The 13,689-nt window shown below is 77.9% G+C and carries 9 protein-coding genes and 1 pseudogene; 5 read left to right on the top strand and 5 right to left on the bottom strand.

From position 1 onward, the window contains the following. Positions 1 to 422: 422 nt before the first annotated feature. Positions 423 to 1,298, bottom strand: a pseudogene (locus EDC03_RS13130) (EamA family transporter); the annotation flags it as partial. A gap of 105 nt (positions 1,299 to 1,403) precedes the next feature. On the opposite strand from EDC03_RS13130, the gene EDC03_RS13125 reads away from it, so the two are divergent. After that, on the top strand, positions 1,404 to 2,318 hold the full coding sequence (locus tag EDC03_RS13125; protein WP_123380718.1) for a LysR family transcriptional regulator: 915 nt from the start codon (positions 1,404 to 1,406) through the stop codon (positions 2,316 to 2,318). A gap of 31 nt (positions 2,319 to 2,349) precedes the next feature. Here EDC03_RS13125 and EDC03_RS13120 read toward each other — a convergent pair whose 3' ends face one another. Further along, positions 2,350 to 2,736 (bottom strand): RidA family protein, encoded by a 387-nt coding sequence (locus EDC03_RS13120; RefSeq protein WP_123380717.1) that lies wholly within the window; start codon positions 2,734 to 2,736, stop codon positions 2,350 to 2,352. A gap of 87 nt (positions 2,737 to 2,823) precedes the next feature. Here EDC03_RS13120 and EDC03_RS17670 point away from each other — a divergent pair, with 87 nt between their 5' ends. Together EDC03_RS17670 and EDC03_RS18270 are read left to right on the top strand one after the other, a co-directional pair. After that, positions 2,824 to 3,981, top strand: a complete 1,158-nt coding sequence (locus EDC03_RS17670) for a hypothetical protein (RefSeq protein WP_158674307.1) — start codon at positions 2,824 to 2,826, stop codon at positions 3,979 to 3,981. A 61-nt stretch (positions 3,982 to 4,042) separates the two neighbouring features. Continuing rightward, entirely contained in the window at positions 4,043 to 4,900 is an 858-nt protein-coding gene (locus EDC03_RS18270; protein ID WP_123380716.1) for a pentapeptide repeat-containing protein, read from the top strand. Positions 4,901 to 5,025: 125 nt separating this feature from the next. On the opposite strand, the gene EDC03_RS13105 is transcribed toward EDC03_RS18270, so the two are convergent. Continuing rightward, a complete protein-coding gene (locus EDC03_RS13105) occupies positions 5,026 to 5,874 on the bottom strand; it encodes an HAD family hydrolase (RefSeq protein ID WP_158674306.1) in 849 nt (282 codons plus the stop codon). A 74-nt stretch (positions 5,875 to 5,948) separates the two neighbouring features. Between EDC03_RS13105 and EDC03_RS13100 the strand changes: the two genes are divergently transcribed. Further along, positions 5,949 to 6,689, top strand: a complete 741-nt coding sequence (locus EDC03_RS13100; RefSeq protein WP_148058088.1) for a hypothetical protein — start codon at positions 5,949 to 5,951, stop codon at positions 6,687 to 6,689. Between the two features lie 69 nt (positions 6,690 to 6,758). Then, positions 6,759 to 7,670, top strand: coding sequence for a glucose 1-dehydrogenase (locus EDC03_RS13095; protein ID WP_123380713.1), 912 nt, complete (start codon positions 6,759 to 6,761; stop codon positions 7,668 to 7,670). Between the two features lie 110 nt (positions 7,671 to 7,780). On the opposite strand, the gene EDC03_RS17665 is transcribed toward EDC03_RS13095, so the two are convergent. Both EDC03_RS17665 and EDC03_RS13085 read right to left on the bottom strand, forming a co-directional pair. Continuing rightward, entirely contained in the window at positions 7,781 to 11,995 is a 4,215-nt protein-coding gene (locus EDC03_RS17665; RefSeq protein ID WP_158674305.1) for a fibronectin type III domain-containing protein, read from the bottom strand. A gap of 437 nt (positions 11,996 to 12,432) precedes the next feature. Then, on the bottom strand, positions 12,433 to 13,689 hold a 1,257-nt coding region (locus EDC03_RS13085), incomplete at its 5' end, for an HNH endonuclease signature motif containing protein (protein WP_206749997.1).

Below are 13,689 nucleotides of genomic sequence, written 5' to 3'. Positions count from 1 at the left end.
CCCGGCCGCCCGGACGCGCAGCAGCCCGGCGGCCCCCGCGGGGGGCGGCCGGGCTGCTGCGGGTGGTGCGGCGGTCAGCCGCGGTCGTCGGCGGCCTGCTGCTCGCGCGTGACGTACTGGCGGCCCTGCTCGCCGTGCCGGCGGTAGCCGTCGCCGACGTCCTCGCCGGGGCGACCGGTCGTCGTCGGCTTGTCCGCCGGGAGGTCGCGGACGTCGGCCGGGCCGTAGAAGAAGGTGAGGGCGGACAGCGCCCTCTCCTTGAGCGGCGGCCTGGGCTGGGTCGTGGCCATGACGTGCTCCTCTCGCGTCCGGCGGGCGGGTAGGACGTCGCGGTGCCGGTCGGCGCGACGAACCCGGCGGGGGCTTGGCCAGACCTCCATGGCAGCACCGCGGGGGCCCCGCCGCCACCGGTGCCCGCCCGCCCGCGGTGTGGTGCTCCCCACGAGGACGCCCGCGACGACCAGGCCCCCCAGCACCACCTCGACGAGCGGCGTGCGGTCCCCGAGGAGGAGCCAGGACGAGGAGATCCCCGCGACGGGCACGAGCATCGAGAACGGCGCCACGACGCCCGACGGGTGCCGCGCCAGGAGAGCGGTCCACAGGCCCGACCCGACGAGGGTCGCGAGCAGCACGACGTACGCCAGCCCGAGGAGGGCCAGCAGGCCCGTCGACGACGCCGTCGCCGTCGTGAGCGCCGTGACCACGCGGTCGGGCCCCTCGACGAGCAGCGACGCGGCGGCCATGGGGACCGGCGGTACGACGCTCATCCACAGCACGAGGTGCAGCGGACGCGGCGGGGCGGCGAGCCGGCTCGACAGGTTGCCGAGGGCCCAGCCGAGCCCGCCGGCGAGGGTCAGCAGCACGGCGGCCACGGGCGCGCCCCCGTCGTCGGCCGCCCGGTGGACGGCGATGCCGGCGAGGCCCGCCACCGCGACGCCGACCCCGACGGCGCGGCGCGGCGTCAGCCGCTCGCGCAGGAGGAGCGCCCCGAGCAGGACGGTGAAGGGGGCCGAGGACTGCAGGACGAGCGACGCGAGGCCGGGCGGCATGCCGACGTCCATCGCCGTGTAGAGGAAGAGGAACTGCAGGACCCCGAAGCCCACGCCGTAGCCGACCAGCCAGCGCACCGGCACCTGCGGCCGCGGCACGAGGAGGACGGTCGGCACGGCGACGAGGGCGAAGCGCAGGGCCACGAGGAGGAGCGGCGGGAACTGGGCGAGGGCCAGCTCGGTGGCCGGGAAGTTGACGCCCCAGAGCACCGCCACGAGGCAGGCGAGGGCGCGGTCGCGGGGAGGCACGTCCCGAGCCTGGCGGGCGCCGACCGTGCGGTCCATCGACCATCTCGGCACCGACCGTTCAGCAGGGCTTCACGGTCGACCCGTCCCGCTGGCAGGCTGCCGCGCATGGACGTCGAGGCGTTGGCCGCGCTCGCCGCGGTGCGCAGCCAGGGCGGGGTGACGCGGGCGGCCGCCGTCCTCCACGTCAGCCCCTCTGCGGTCTCCCAGCGGCTGGCGGCGCTCGCCCGCGCCGCCGGCACCCCGCTCACCGAGCGCGAGGGCCGGCGCCTGCGCCTCACGGCGGCCGGCGAGGCGCTCGCGGACGCCGCCGTCGACGTCGCGGCGGCCCTGGAGCGGGCCCGCGCCGCCGCCGCCGGCGCTCTCGCGAGCCCCACCGGCGTCGTCCACGTGTCCGCCTTCGCCAGCGGCGGCGAGCTCCTGCTGCCCGGGCTGCTCACGCGCCTGGCCGGTCGGCCCGGCGTCGAGGTCCGCTGCTCCGACGAGGACGTCGCCCTCGACGCCTTCGCCCCGCTCACCGACCGGCTCGACGTCGTCGTCGCGCACCGTCCCGAGGGGGTGCCGGCCTGGACGGCCCGCCCCGCCGAGGTGCTGACGACGCCGCTCCTGCGGGAGCCGCTGGACGTGGCGGTCCCGCTGGACCACCCCCTCGCCGACCGCGAGGCGGTGACGCCCGCCGACGTCGTCGGCGAGCCGTGGGTGGGCGTGCGCGAGGGCTTCCCCGTGGCCGCGGTCCTCCACGCCGTCGCCGGGGCGGACGGACCGCCCCGGGTGACCCACCGCGTCAACGACTTCCACGTCGTCCTCGCCCTCGTCGCCGCGGGCCACGGCCTCTCGCTGCTGCCGCGGTACACGTGCGGCCACCACCCGGGGGTGCGGCTCGTGCCGCTGCGCGGCGTCCGCGCCGGCCGGCTCGTCGAGGCCCTCGTGCGCGCGGACAAGGCGGAGCGCCCGCTCGTCCGGCTGGTGCTCGACGAGCTGGTCGCGCTGGCCGCCGAGGTGCGGGCGGCGCACGAGGGGTGAGCGCACCGGCCCCCGGGGCCGGCGGCCCGGGTCAGCCCACCACCGCGTCCGCCTCGACCTCGACGAGCAGCTCCGGCGCCACGAGCCGCGAGACCTCGACGAGGGTGCAGGCGGGACGCACCTCGCCGAGCACCTCGCGGTGGGCGCGCCCGACCTCCTCCCAGCGGTCGACGTCGGTGACGTAGACCCGCGTGCGGACGACGTCGCCCAGCCCGGCGCCCACCTGCTCCAGCGCGGCCGCGATGCGTCGCAGCGCCTCCCGGGCCTGCTCGCCGGGGTCCCCCGGCCCGACGACGCCGCCGCCGGGGAGCGCGGCCGTCGTCCCGGCGACGCTCACCCACGGGCCCACCCGCACCGCCCGGGAGTACCCGACGGCCTCCTCCCACCCGGCCCCGCTGCCGACCCGCGTGCGCTCCACGGGAGGAGGCTGCCGGAGCGCGGACCGTCCGGGTGACGACGCGCCGTCGTGCCCGCGGGGCGGGCGGCCGCCGGTGACGATGGCCGGGTGAGCAGCCCGACGGGTCAGGTCCTCTTCGACGGCGACATCCACGTCCACTACGGCTTCCTCGTCCTCGAGCGCGGCGACCGCGACGACCGCGTCCTGGAGGACCTCCTCGCCGCGCGCGGAGGGCAGTCGAACGGCGTGTGCGGCGCCCGCTTCCCCCACCACCTGGTCATGAAGACCGGGCTGCACACGGGTGACGTGCCCGTCCGCGTCGAGCGCCACGACGGCGCCCCGGTGCTCGACGACCGGTGGGAGGACGTCGTCGAGGTGTCGTTCGACGTGGCCGACGACGAGTACGCCCTCGTCGGGTTCGACGGGGGCGCGGCGGTGACGGGCCTGCCCCTCGGCAGCTGCCGGGCGCGCTGGTCGGCGGTGGGGATGGACGCCGGCCACCGGCAGGACACGCGGCTCGACGGTGAGCCGGCACCCGACCGCTACCTGCTGCAGGTATGGCCCGCCCCGCCCGCACCTGACGACATCCTCCGGCAGGGCAGCGAGCAGGCGGCGTACTGGCACGACGTCGCCGCCGAGACGCCGCCGCCCGGGCCGCCTCGCCCCCGGAACGCAGAGGAGGTGAGGGCGGCCGAGATCCACGCCGCGCTGCTGGCGCAGGCGGCTGCGCCCGTCGGGTGGCAGGTCGAGGCCGCGGCCACGGTCTCGGCGACGACCTGGCCGGCCGTGGGGCAGCGGGCGGACCAGCTGGCCGACGCCGACGCGGAGCTGGCGCGGCTCCTCGCCGCCCTGGCACCCACGCGGCAGCGCGCGGTCGCCGTCCGTGCGGCTCGTCTGACCTGCGAGCTCGCCGAGGTGGCCGACCGCGGCTGGGTGGAGGACGCCCTCGCCCGCGCGTCCCGCAGGGAGCCGCTGCCCGACCTCTGGCACGACGTGGGCTCGGTCCTCGACCGGCTCCTCGACCAGGAGCCGGGTGGCCACGTCGAGATCGAGGTCGAGCTGGTGGACCCCCCGGGCCGACCGCGCTCCTGGGCGCCCGTCCCGCCGGAGGCCGCGGCCGTGGACGCGGTCCGCGAGGCAGCCGGCCCCGACGACGCGGCCGCGGTGGCGGGGGCGGTCGACGCCCTGGCGAGCGCGCACGAGGACCGGTCGGCGGCCTTCGCCGAGGTCCGCCGGTGGCTGGCCGAGCCACCGCCGGCCGGCTGACCCGCCGGCCTCCGGGTCGGCGAGCTTCCGTAGCGTCGGCGTCCGGGGCGGAGGAGGACCGGTGGACGCACGGACGGCGCTGCGGGCGGACTGCTCGCGCTGCGTGGGGCTGTGCTGCGTCGCGCCTGCCTTCGTGGCCTCCGCGGACTTCGCGCTCACCAAGCCGGCGGGCACGCCGTGCCCGAACCTCGGCGCGGACCACCGCTGCGGCATCCACGACCGGCTGCGACGCAGCGGCTTCCCCGGCTGCGCGGTCTTCGACTGCTTCGGCGCCGGGCAGCACGTCGTCGCCCTCACCCTCGGGGGTGCCGACGTCGTCCCCTCCTCGGCCCAGCGCCGGACGCTGCACGCCGCCCTGGACCCCGCCCGGGCGGTCATGGAGGTGCTCCACCACCTCGAGGAGTGCGCCGCGCTCGTCACCGCCGACGCCTCCGACACCTCCGACACCTCCGGCGACCCCGCCACGGGCGGGCTGGCGGCCGAGGTCAGGGCCGAGCGCGACCGCGTCCGGGCCCTGCTCGACCTGCCGGTCGAGCGCCTGACGGCCGTCGACGTCGACGGGCTCCGCCGTCGGGTCGGCCCGCTGCTCGGGCGGGTGAGCGCGGCGGTGCGCGGCGGGGTCCCCCGTGGGCGCCCGCCCCGCGGGACCGGCCCGTACGCCGACCTCGCCGGGGCCGACCTGACGGGCGCCGACATGCGCGGGGCAGATCTGCGGGGCGCCCTGCTCGTCGGCGCCGACCTGCGCGGGGCGGACCTCGACCGTGCCGATCTCCTCGGGGCGGACCTCCGCGGCGCCGACGTCCGCGGCGCGCGCCTGGCGGCCGCCCTCTTCCTGACCCGGCCCCAGCTCGCCGCGGCCCGCGGGGACGCCCGCACCACCGTCCCGGCCGTCCACGAGCGACCGGACCACTGGCGCTGAGCCGACCCCGTGCAGGACCGAGGTCGCCTCCGCGGAGGCCCGAGCCGCCGACCGGCGACGAGGCCCGGGGCGCGACGCCACCGGCCCTGCGGTCCGGTCGTCCGGCGCCGTCCCTGCCGGCGCCCTCAGCGCGCGAGCAGCGCCTCGACCACCTGGGCGACGCCGTCCTCGGCGCTCGGCGGGGCGGCGGCGTCCGCGGCCGCGACGGCCTCGGGGTGCCCGCCCGTCATGGCGAAGCCGCGACCGGCCCAGCGGAGCATCTCGACGTCGTTGGGCATGTCGCCGAAGGCGACGACGTCCTCCTGCGCGACGCCCAGCGAGGCCGCGTGCGCGGCGAGCGCCGCGGCCTTGCTGACGCCGAGGGCGCTGATCTCGACCATGGGGCTCTCCGGCCCGGAGTGCGTCGGGTGCACGAGCCCCTCGAGCTCCTCGCGGGCCACGGCCAGCAGCTCCTCGACCGTCCCGGTCTCCCGCCGCACGAGCATCTTCACGACGCCCGGGTCGGGGTCGAGCAGCGTGGCGAGGTCGCCGCGGTCACGGTCGCGGCCCCAGTCGTAGCGGGCGACGTAGTCGGGCTCCTTGCGGAAGCCCTCCAACGTCTCGAGGGCGACGGTGATGCCGTCGAGGCGGCGCCGCAGCCGGGCGGCCGCCTCGAGGACGTCGGCGGGCGCGACCGTCGTCGCGGAGAGCACCTCGCGGCGGCCGGCGTCGTAGACGAGGGCGCCGTTGGCGCAGATGGCGGCGCCCGTGTGGCCGGTCTGCTCGGCCACCGGGTCCAGCCACACGACGGGACGGCCGGTGACGAAGACGACGTGGACGCCGGCGGCCCGGCACGCCGCGATCATCGCCAGCGTCCGGGGCGAGGCGACGCCGCCCGGCCCGAGCAGGGTGCCGTCGAGGTCCGACGCGACCAGGCGGGGCCGACCACCGCCCACGGCGTCGTGCCCGGCGGGGGTGCTCGTCGTCGTCGCCACGCGGCCATCCTGCCGTGCCGTGGTGGTCGGCCGTCCTGCCGCCACCGCTGGGGTGCCGCCCGTACGGTCGGGCGATGAGCGGGGGACGCGACGGCACGAGGACCCGACGGCGGCGGCTGGGGACGCTGTCGCGGACCCGCTGGTGGTGGCGGGTGCGGGTGGTGCTGCTGGTCGTGGTCGTGGCGCTGGTCCCGACCGTGCTGGCGCTCGCCGCGGTCCCCGGCTCCTTCGACCGCCTGCGGGGAGACGTGACCGCCGGGCGGGTCACCGCGGTCGAGGTGCTCGGCGAGCCCGTCGCCGAGGGCGACCAGGGCTTCCGCACCCAGGAGGTCCGCTGGCGGGACGGGCTGCTGCTGCGCGCCGCGGAGGTGACCGTGCTGGCGCCGGGGACGGACGCGCCGGCCCCTGACGCCGTCGTCGTCGGCGACGCGGTCGTCGTGGGCGACGTCGCGGCCGACCTCGGCCTCGCCGGCGCCGGGGTCCAGGTCACGCGCGGGCCGCTGCCGACGTCGTGGAGCGGGGTGGGCTCCTTCGAGGGTCCGCGATGGCTCGCCGTGCCGCTCCTCCTCGTCTGGGTCGGCGCCGTGGCGTCCCTCCTCGGCAGCCCGTACACGTGGCGGTTGAACGGCTGGGGCTGGGGCTGGCTCCTGCTGATGGTCCCGCCGGTCGGCGCCGTCGCCGCGCTCCTCCTGTCGGGCCCGCTCCCGCCCCTCCCCCGTGCCCGGCGCCGGCGGCGCGGCGGCCTCACCGGCCTCCTGCTCGCCGTCGCGGTCGGGGCCCTGCCCGGCCTGCTCGGCTGGGCCGCCTGGTCCTGACGCCCCGACCGCGCCCCGCTCCTCGGCTCCCGGGTCGCCCCCGCGCACCCTCGCCCGCAGGGTGGAGGCATGAGCGACGACACCGGCACGGTCACCCAGAACACGCCTCGCAACCCCGTCACGGCCTACCCCCAGCCGGAGCAGCCGCCGCAGGACCAGAGCGCCCCCGGCCTGGCGCAGGAGATGGACCCCAAGCCCGACCACGGCGAGGACACCTACGTCGGCGCGAACCGCCTGCCCGACCGCGTCGCCGTCGTGACCGGCGCCGACTCGGGCATCGGCCGGGCCGCGGCGATCGCCTTCGCCCGCGAGGGCGCCGACGTCGTGCTGTCCTACCTGCCCAGCGAGGAGGCCGACGCCCAGGAGGTCGTCGCCCTCGTCGAGCAGGCCGGCCGCCGCGCGCTCGCCGTGCCGGGCGACCTGTCGCAGGAGCAGGCGAACCTCGACCTCGTGCAGAAGACCGTCGACGCCTTCGGCCGCGTCGACGTCCTCGTCGTCAACGCCGGCAAGCAGACGGCGGTGGAGGACATCGCCGAGCTGACGACGGAGCAGTTCGACCAGACGTTCAGGACCAACGTCTACGCGCTCTTCTGGGTCACGAAGGCCGCCGTGCCGCACATGCAGCCGGGCGCCAGCATCATCACGACGTCGTCGGTCCAGGCGTACACGCCGTCGCCGAACCTCCTCGACTACGCGACGACGAAGTCGGCCATCAACACCTACTCCAAGGCGCTGGCGCAGCAGCTCGCGCCGAAGGGCATCCGCGTCAACGTCGTGGCCCCGGGGCCCTTCTGGACGGCGCTGCAGGTCTCCGGCGGCCAGCCGCCCGAGGCGCGTCCCGAGTTCGGCGCGCAGGCCCCGCTCGGCCGCGCCGGGCAGCCCGCCGAGATCGCCGGCGCCTACGTGCACCTCGCCTGCGCCGAGTCGAGCTACACGACCGGCGCGACGCTGTCCGTCACCGGCGGCGACCCGACGCCCTGACGCCCTGACGCCCCGACGCCCTGACGCCCTGACGCCGCGGCCGCCTCCTCCCGCCCCCCGTGGGTCGGGAGGAGGCCGGCCCGTGGTGGGCACCGCGGTCGGCCCGGTGGTCAGCCGAGGACCGACCCGGCCACGCCGAGGGCGAGGTCGCGCCCGTAGACGTCGAGCTTCTTGTTGGCGTCGCCGGCCACCATCGGCAGGACGGACCCCACGAGGACCCGGTCCGCCGACAGCACGAGCACCGAGCCGTACTCCGCCGGCGTGATCGTGCCCGCCGGCGACGGGGCGACGGAGCCGTCGGCCCGCGAGGTGACGAGCAGGAGCTCGCCCGTCCCGAGGTCGCGGCGGTAGTGGTCGGTCCGGCGGTTGGTGTCCGCCGGCAGCAGCGCCGCCGCCGTCGAGAAGAACGCGTAGCGGCCGGTCGGGTCGAGCCCGAGCTGGTGCTCCCACGACGCCGTCTGGCCGGAGCCGAGCGGGCGCAGGGCCCCCGTGACGGTGTCGACCCGGTACGCCAGGCCCGTCGTCCAGCTCGAGGCCGGGGCGGTCGGCTTGGCCGCCGAGGAGAAGGCGACGTAGCGGCCGTCGTCGGAGATCGCCAGGTCGCCGGTGTCGCGGAAGACGGCGACCTCGCGCGACGCGCCGCCGGTCGTCGGCATCGTCGACACGACGCGCAGCTCGCCGGTCAGCATGTCCTTCCGCACCGCGACGAGGGGCTTGCCGGCCGCCTGGGCGGGGAAGAGCACGTAGCGGCCGTCGGGCGTCATCTCCAGGGCCGGGCCGGTGGCGCGCAGCGGCGTCTCGACGCCGCCCGCGAGCGCGGAGGCCCGCTCCACGAGCCCGGTGACCATGTCCTTGACGACGACGTCGGGCGCGCCGTTCCGGTCGCCGTCGACCATGTCGGCCCGCGGCGTGAGGAAGGCGACCCGGCGGCCGTCGGCGCTGACGGCCACGCCGGGGCTCTTGGCGAAGACCGACGCCCCGGTGGGCACCATCGCGCCGGCGACCTTCGGCTGCACCGTCCCGGAGACCGGCACGCTGACGAGGTCCCACCCGCCGCCCGGCGTCCCCGCCGGGGCTCGCAGGTCGAGACGGTAGACGTCGAGGAGCGTGTTCGTGTCGGCGGGCAGCAGCTTCGCCGTCGTGGACAGGACGAGGTAGCGGCCGTCCTCGGAGAGGGCGACGGCGCTCGTGTTGGTCGCGTCGCTCGTGGCGCCGCGCACCGACGCCGGCAGCGGCGCGACCCGGCGCGACGTGCCGGCGCGGCGGTCGACGACGTACAGCTCGACGGCCGTGTTGGTGTCCGAGGGCTCGAGCGACGCCGCCGTGCTGACGACGACCCAGCGTCCGCTGCGGCTGGCCGCGAGGCCGGCACCCGTGGCCGTCCCCGTCCCCGCCAGCGGCGGGACGCCGGACGAGAAGGGCGTCGGCAGCACGGCACCCGGCACGGCGCGCACGGCCGCGGCGGCCGTGGCCCAGCCCGCGCCGTCCACGGCCTCGACGACGACGACGACCTCGACGCCGGCGGTCAGCCCGGTGACGACCGCCTCCGAGGTGCCCGCCGGCACGACCGCGCGGACGACACCGTCCACGGTGACCCGGTGCGCGACGACGTCCGCCTCCGGCGCCGACGTCCACGTCACCCGCAGGGCCTCGGGCCGCGGCTCCGCGGTGACGCCCGTGGGCGCGGACGGCGGCGCGTCGACGGCCGCCGCGACGACGGGCGAGGACGCCGCCGACTCGTTGCCGGCCCGGTCCACCGCGACGACGACGACCTCGTGCGGCTCCCCGGGCTCGAGGCCGGAGAGCTGCAGCCCCGACGACGACGCGGGCACCTCGCCGACGACGGCGCCGTCGAGGAGGACGCGGTAGGAGGCCACGTCCTCGGCCGTGACGGGCGCCCACCGGACGTCGAGGCCGCGGTCGACCGGCGTCGCGACGACGCCGGTCACGACGTCGGGCGCGGTGAGGTCGCGCGGCGTGGCGCTGACCGGGGAGGACGGCCCCGAGACGTTGCCCGCGGCGTCGAGCGCCACGACGACGTACGTGACCTCCACGTCGTTCGGGAGGCCCGAGACCCGGGTGGCGCGGCGCGGGGCGGGCACGACGGCGACGACGGTGCCGTCGGCGGTGCGGACCTCGTGCGCGACCACGTCGGGGCCGGCCGCGTCCCACGAGACGTCCACGACACCGTCGCCGGCGACCGCGCGGACGCCCGTGGGGGCGCCGGGGGCGGTGAGGTCGACGGGGACGACCGTGACGGGCGCCGAGGGCGCGGAGGCGTTGCCGTGGCCGTCGACGGCCACGAGGCGGAAGGCGTAGGGGCGACCGGCCTCGAGGCCCGTCGTCGTCCAGGTCGTCGTCCCGGCCGGGACCTCGGCGACGGCGACGCCGTCCCGCAGGACGCGCACGGCGGCGAGGTCCGGGTCCGTCCCGGCGTCCCAGGTGAGGGTCGCGCCGCCGTCGACCGCGGTGCCGCGCAGGCCCGTGGGGACCCCGGGCGCCGTGAGGTCGGTCGGCGTCGCCCGGACGGCCGGCGAGGCCGCCGAGCTGTTGCCGGCACCGTCGAGGGCCACGAGGGCGTAGGAGTAGGTGCGGTCGTTGACGACGCCGGTGTCGGTCCAGCGGGTCGTGCCCGCGGGCAGCTCGGCGACGGGCAGGCCGTCGCGCAGGACCCGCACGCGGTCGAGGTCGGCGTCGGTGCCGGGGGCCCACGTGAGGTCGACCCGGGTGTCGCCGCGCTCCGCGGCGAGGCCGGTCGGCACGGCCGGCGGCGTGAGGTCGACGGGGACGACCATGACCGGCGCCGAGGCCGCCGAGGCGTTGCCGTGCCCGTCCACGGCGACGAGCCGGAAGGCGTACGAACGGCCGACGACGAGCCCGCGGGTCTCCCACGACGTCGTCCCGGCCGGCAGCTGCGCGACGACGACACCGTCCTGCAGCACCCGCACCGACGCGAGGTCGGCGTCGGTGCCGGGGTCCCACGTCAGCGCCGCGCCGGCGTCGCGGGCGTACCCGCGCAGGCCCGTGGGGACGGCCGGCGGGGTCGTGTCGGTGGGCGTGGCCCGCACGACGGCGCTCGACGCGGACACGTTGCCCGCGCCGTCGACGGCGACGACGGTGAACGTCGCCTCCACGTCGTTGGGCAGGCCGGTGACCCTGCCGCGGGTCGTCGGGGCCGTGACGGTGACGACGCGGCCGCCCGGCCCACGGACCTCGTACCGGGCGACGTCGGTCGCCGCGACGGCGTCCCACGAGACGTCGACCCAGGTGTCGCCAGCGACGGCGCGCACGCCCACCGGCGCGTCCGGGGCGGTGAGGTCGACCGGGCGGACCACCACCGCGGCCGTCGTGGCGGAGGCGTTGCCGTGGCCGTCGACCGCCTGGAGGCGGAAGGCGTAGTCGCGGCCGGCCTGGAGGCCGCGGCCCGTCCACGACGTCGTGCCCGCCGGGAGCTGGGCGACGACGACGCCGTCCTGCAGCACCCGGACGGTCGCGAGGTCGGCGTCGGTGCCGCGGTCCCACGTCAGCGACGCGCTGGCGTCGCCGGCGGTGCCGCGCAGCCCGGTGGGCACGGCGGGCGGGGTGAGGTCGGTGGGGGTGGCGTGCACCTCGGCGGACGCGAGGGAGGCGTTGCCGACCCGGTCGAGGGCCATGAGCGAGTAGGCGTACGTCCGGTCGTTGACGACGCCCGTGTCCGTCCACCGGGTGGTGCCCGCCGGGAGGTCGGCGACGCGGGCGCCGTCGCGCAGGACGCGCACGGTCTGCAGGTCCGCGTCGGCGCCGGGCTCCCACGTGAGGTCGACGCGGCCGTCCCCGCGGGCCGCCATGAGCCCGGTCGGCACCGCCGGCGGCGTGAGGTCGCGGGGCGTGCCGTTGACGGGCGGCGACTTCGTCGACTCGTTGAGGCGGGTGTCGCGCGCGCTGACCGTGATGGCGTAGCGGCGGTCGTTGACGAGGCCGGTGACGAGGGTCGTCGTCGTGCCCTTGAGGACCGTCGCCGTGAGAGTGCCGTCGACGTAGACGCGGTAGTCGCGCATGTCGCTCTCGGTGTTGGCGGTCCAGCTCACCTCGAGGGCGCTGTCCTTCGTCGTGACGGTGACGCCGGACGGCCGGGCGGGCGGCGTGAAGTCGAGGAAGCCGCCGACGAGCTGGACGGCGCCGAGGGACGGCGCCGTGGTCGGGGGGTGCGGATGGCTCCCCGCCCCGGCCTCGGGGCTCGCATGCTCCCCGGTCGGCAGGAGCGCCCACAGCAGCGTCGCCGCGGCCACGAGCAGGGCGGCGAGCAGCGGACGACGCGCCTCGGGCGCCACGGGGAGACCTCTCACGTCCTCTCCGTCGGCGCGTGCCTCCGGCACCTTCACGACGGGCGGCGAGGAGGCCGTCCGGCGTCCGTCCGAGGTCCCCCGGACGGGGCAGCGACGGCGGGTGCGGGCGGGGTCCGGGTCGCGGTCGGGGTCGCGGTCGGGGTCGCGGTCGGGGTCGGGGTCCGGGTCCGGGTCCGGGTCCGGGTCCGGGTCCGGGTCCGGGTCCGGGTCAGGTTCGGGATGTCGACGCGACGGCGGGTGAGGACGCCGGGTGGGGGTGACGGCGGACGGGCGGGTGCGCGACGCCTCGGCGTCGAGGACGCACGAGCGGGTGCGCGACGCCGGGTCGTACGCCGCAGTCGTCGCCCGGCCGGGTCCCCACCGACGGCGACGGACCGGCCCGCTCCCCTACGGCGGCCGGTCGGAGGGCGCGGCCACCCACCGTCGCCCCCTCCGGATCAGAAGGGCGGGGGGCCGTCCTCGTCGGTGGGCGGCGCCGGCGGGGCCGGCGGGGCTGCGCGGCGATGGTCGGTCGCGGTGGCGGCGGTCTCGAGGGCGAGGGCGCCGGGCCAGGCCATGTCGACGCTCGGGTAGTGGCAGTCGAGGGACTCACCGAGGTCGCCCCAGCCGGCGGGCAGCGGCGTGCCGTCGCCGTCGCGACTGGTGATGGGTCTGGGCAGGAAGGGCGGTGCGGGGTCGTCGTGGACGAGCCCGAGCGGTGAGGTCCACCGGGTGCCGAGGCCGTACGGGTCGGTCGGGTCGTCGGTGATGGCCTCGACCTGCCAGTCGTAGTGCGTGCGGCACTGGTGGTGCTTGCGGCAGCGGGGTCGGAGGTTGCACTCGCAGGTCGGTCCGCCGGCGCTGTGGGGGACCTGGTGGTCGAGGTCGCAGCGGACCGAGGGCTGGGTGCAGCCGGGGTGGGTGCACTCGGGCAGGGCGGCGCGGATGTAGCGGGACTGCTCGGCGGTCGGGACGTAGTCGGTGGGTAGGCCGGCGAGAGGGCAGGTCGACGAGGGCGGCGTCGCCGCGTCGGACGCGTCAGCTCCTGTCCGGGCCCAGGGAGGCGCGGTGGTGCCGGGCGCGTCCGTGCCGGGCGTGGTGGCGCCGGGCGTGGTGGCGCCGGGCGTGGTGGCGCCGGGTGTGGTGGCGCCGGGCGTGGTGGTGCCGGGCGTGACGGCGTCGGGCGTAACGGCATCGGCGATGCGGGTGAGCTTGTCGGCGAGGCCGGCTGGCACCTGTCGCGTGCTGGGTGTCGGTGGGGGCGCGGGTGGCATGCCGGTCCTTTGGTCACCGGGCGGGTAGGGGACCACGTCGGAGACCGGGTCTGCGTCAGGCACCGGAGCAGGCGGGATGGTCGGTGGAGCGGTGGTGGGCGGTGCAGCCGCCGGACCGTCGTCGGTGACGCCGGGGATGGGCAGACCGGTGCTCCGGGTGGTCTGGGTGGTCCAGGTCGTCGCGTCGGTGCCGGCCGACGACGGCGTCGTCGTGCGGGTCTTGCCGGTGTCGAGGTGGTGGAGGTGGCCGTCGACGCCGAGGACCTTCCCGGTCCAGCGGTCGGCGAGGATCCGGCGGTAGGAGTGGCCGGCGGCGAGGAGCTCGCGGGCGACGTCGGCGGGGACGGCGCCGTGGCCGGCGAGCCACGCCTGTTCGTCGTCGAGGCCGAGCAGCGTGGGCAGCGACACGTTGAGCGCGGGGCCATTGCACGGCCCGGTGTG

Origin of the sequence: Pseudokineococcus lusitanus (genome assembly GCF_003751265.1) — a bacterium.
GTDB lineage: Bacteria > Actinomycetota > Actinomycetes > Actinomycetales > Quadrisphaeraceae > Pseudokineococcus > Pseudokineococcus lusitanus.
Note: the sequence above shows the minus strand (reverse complement) of the source record. Positions and strands in the feature narration are given on the sequence as shown.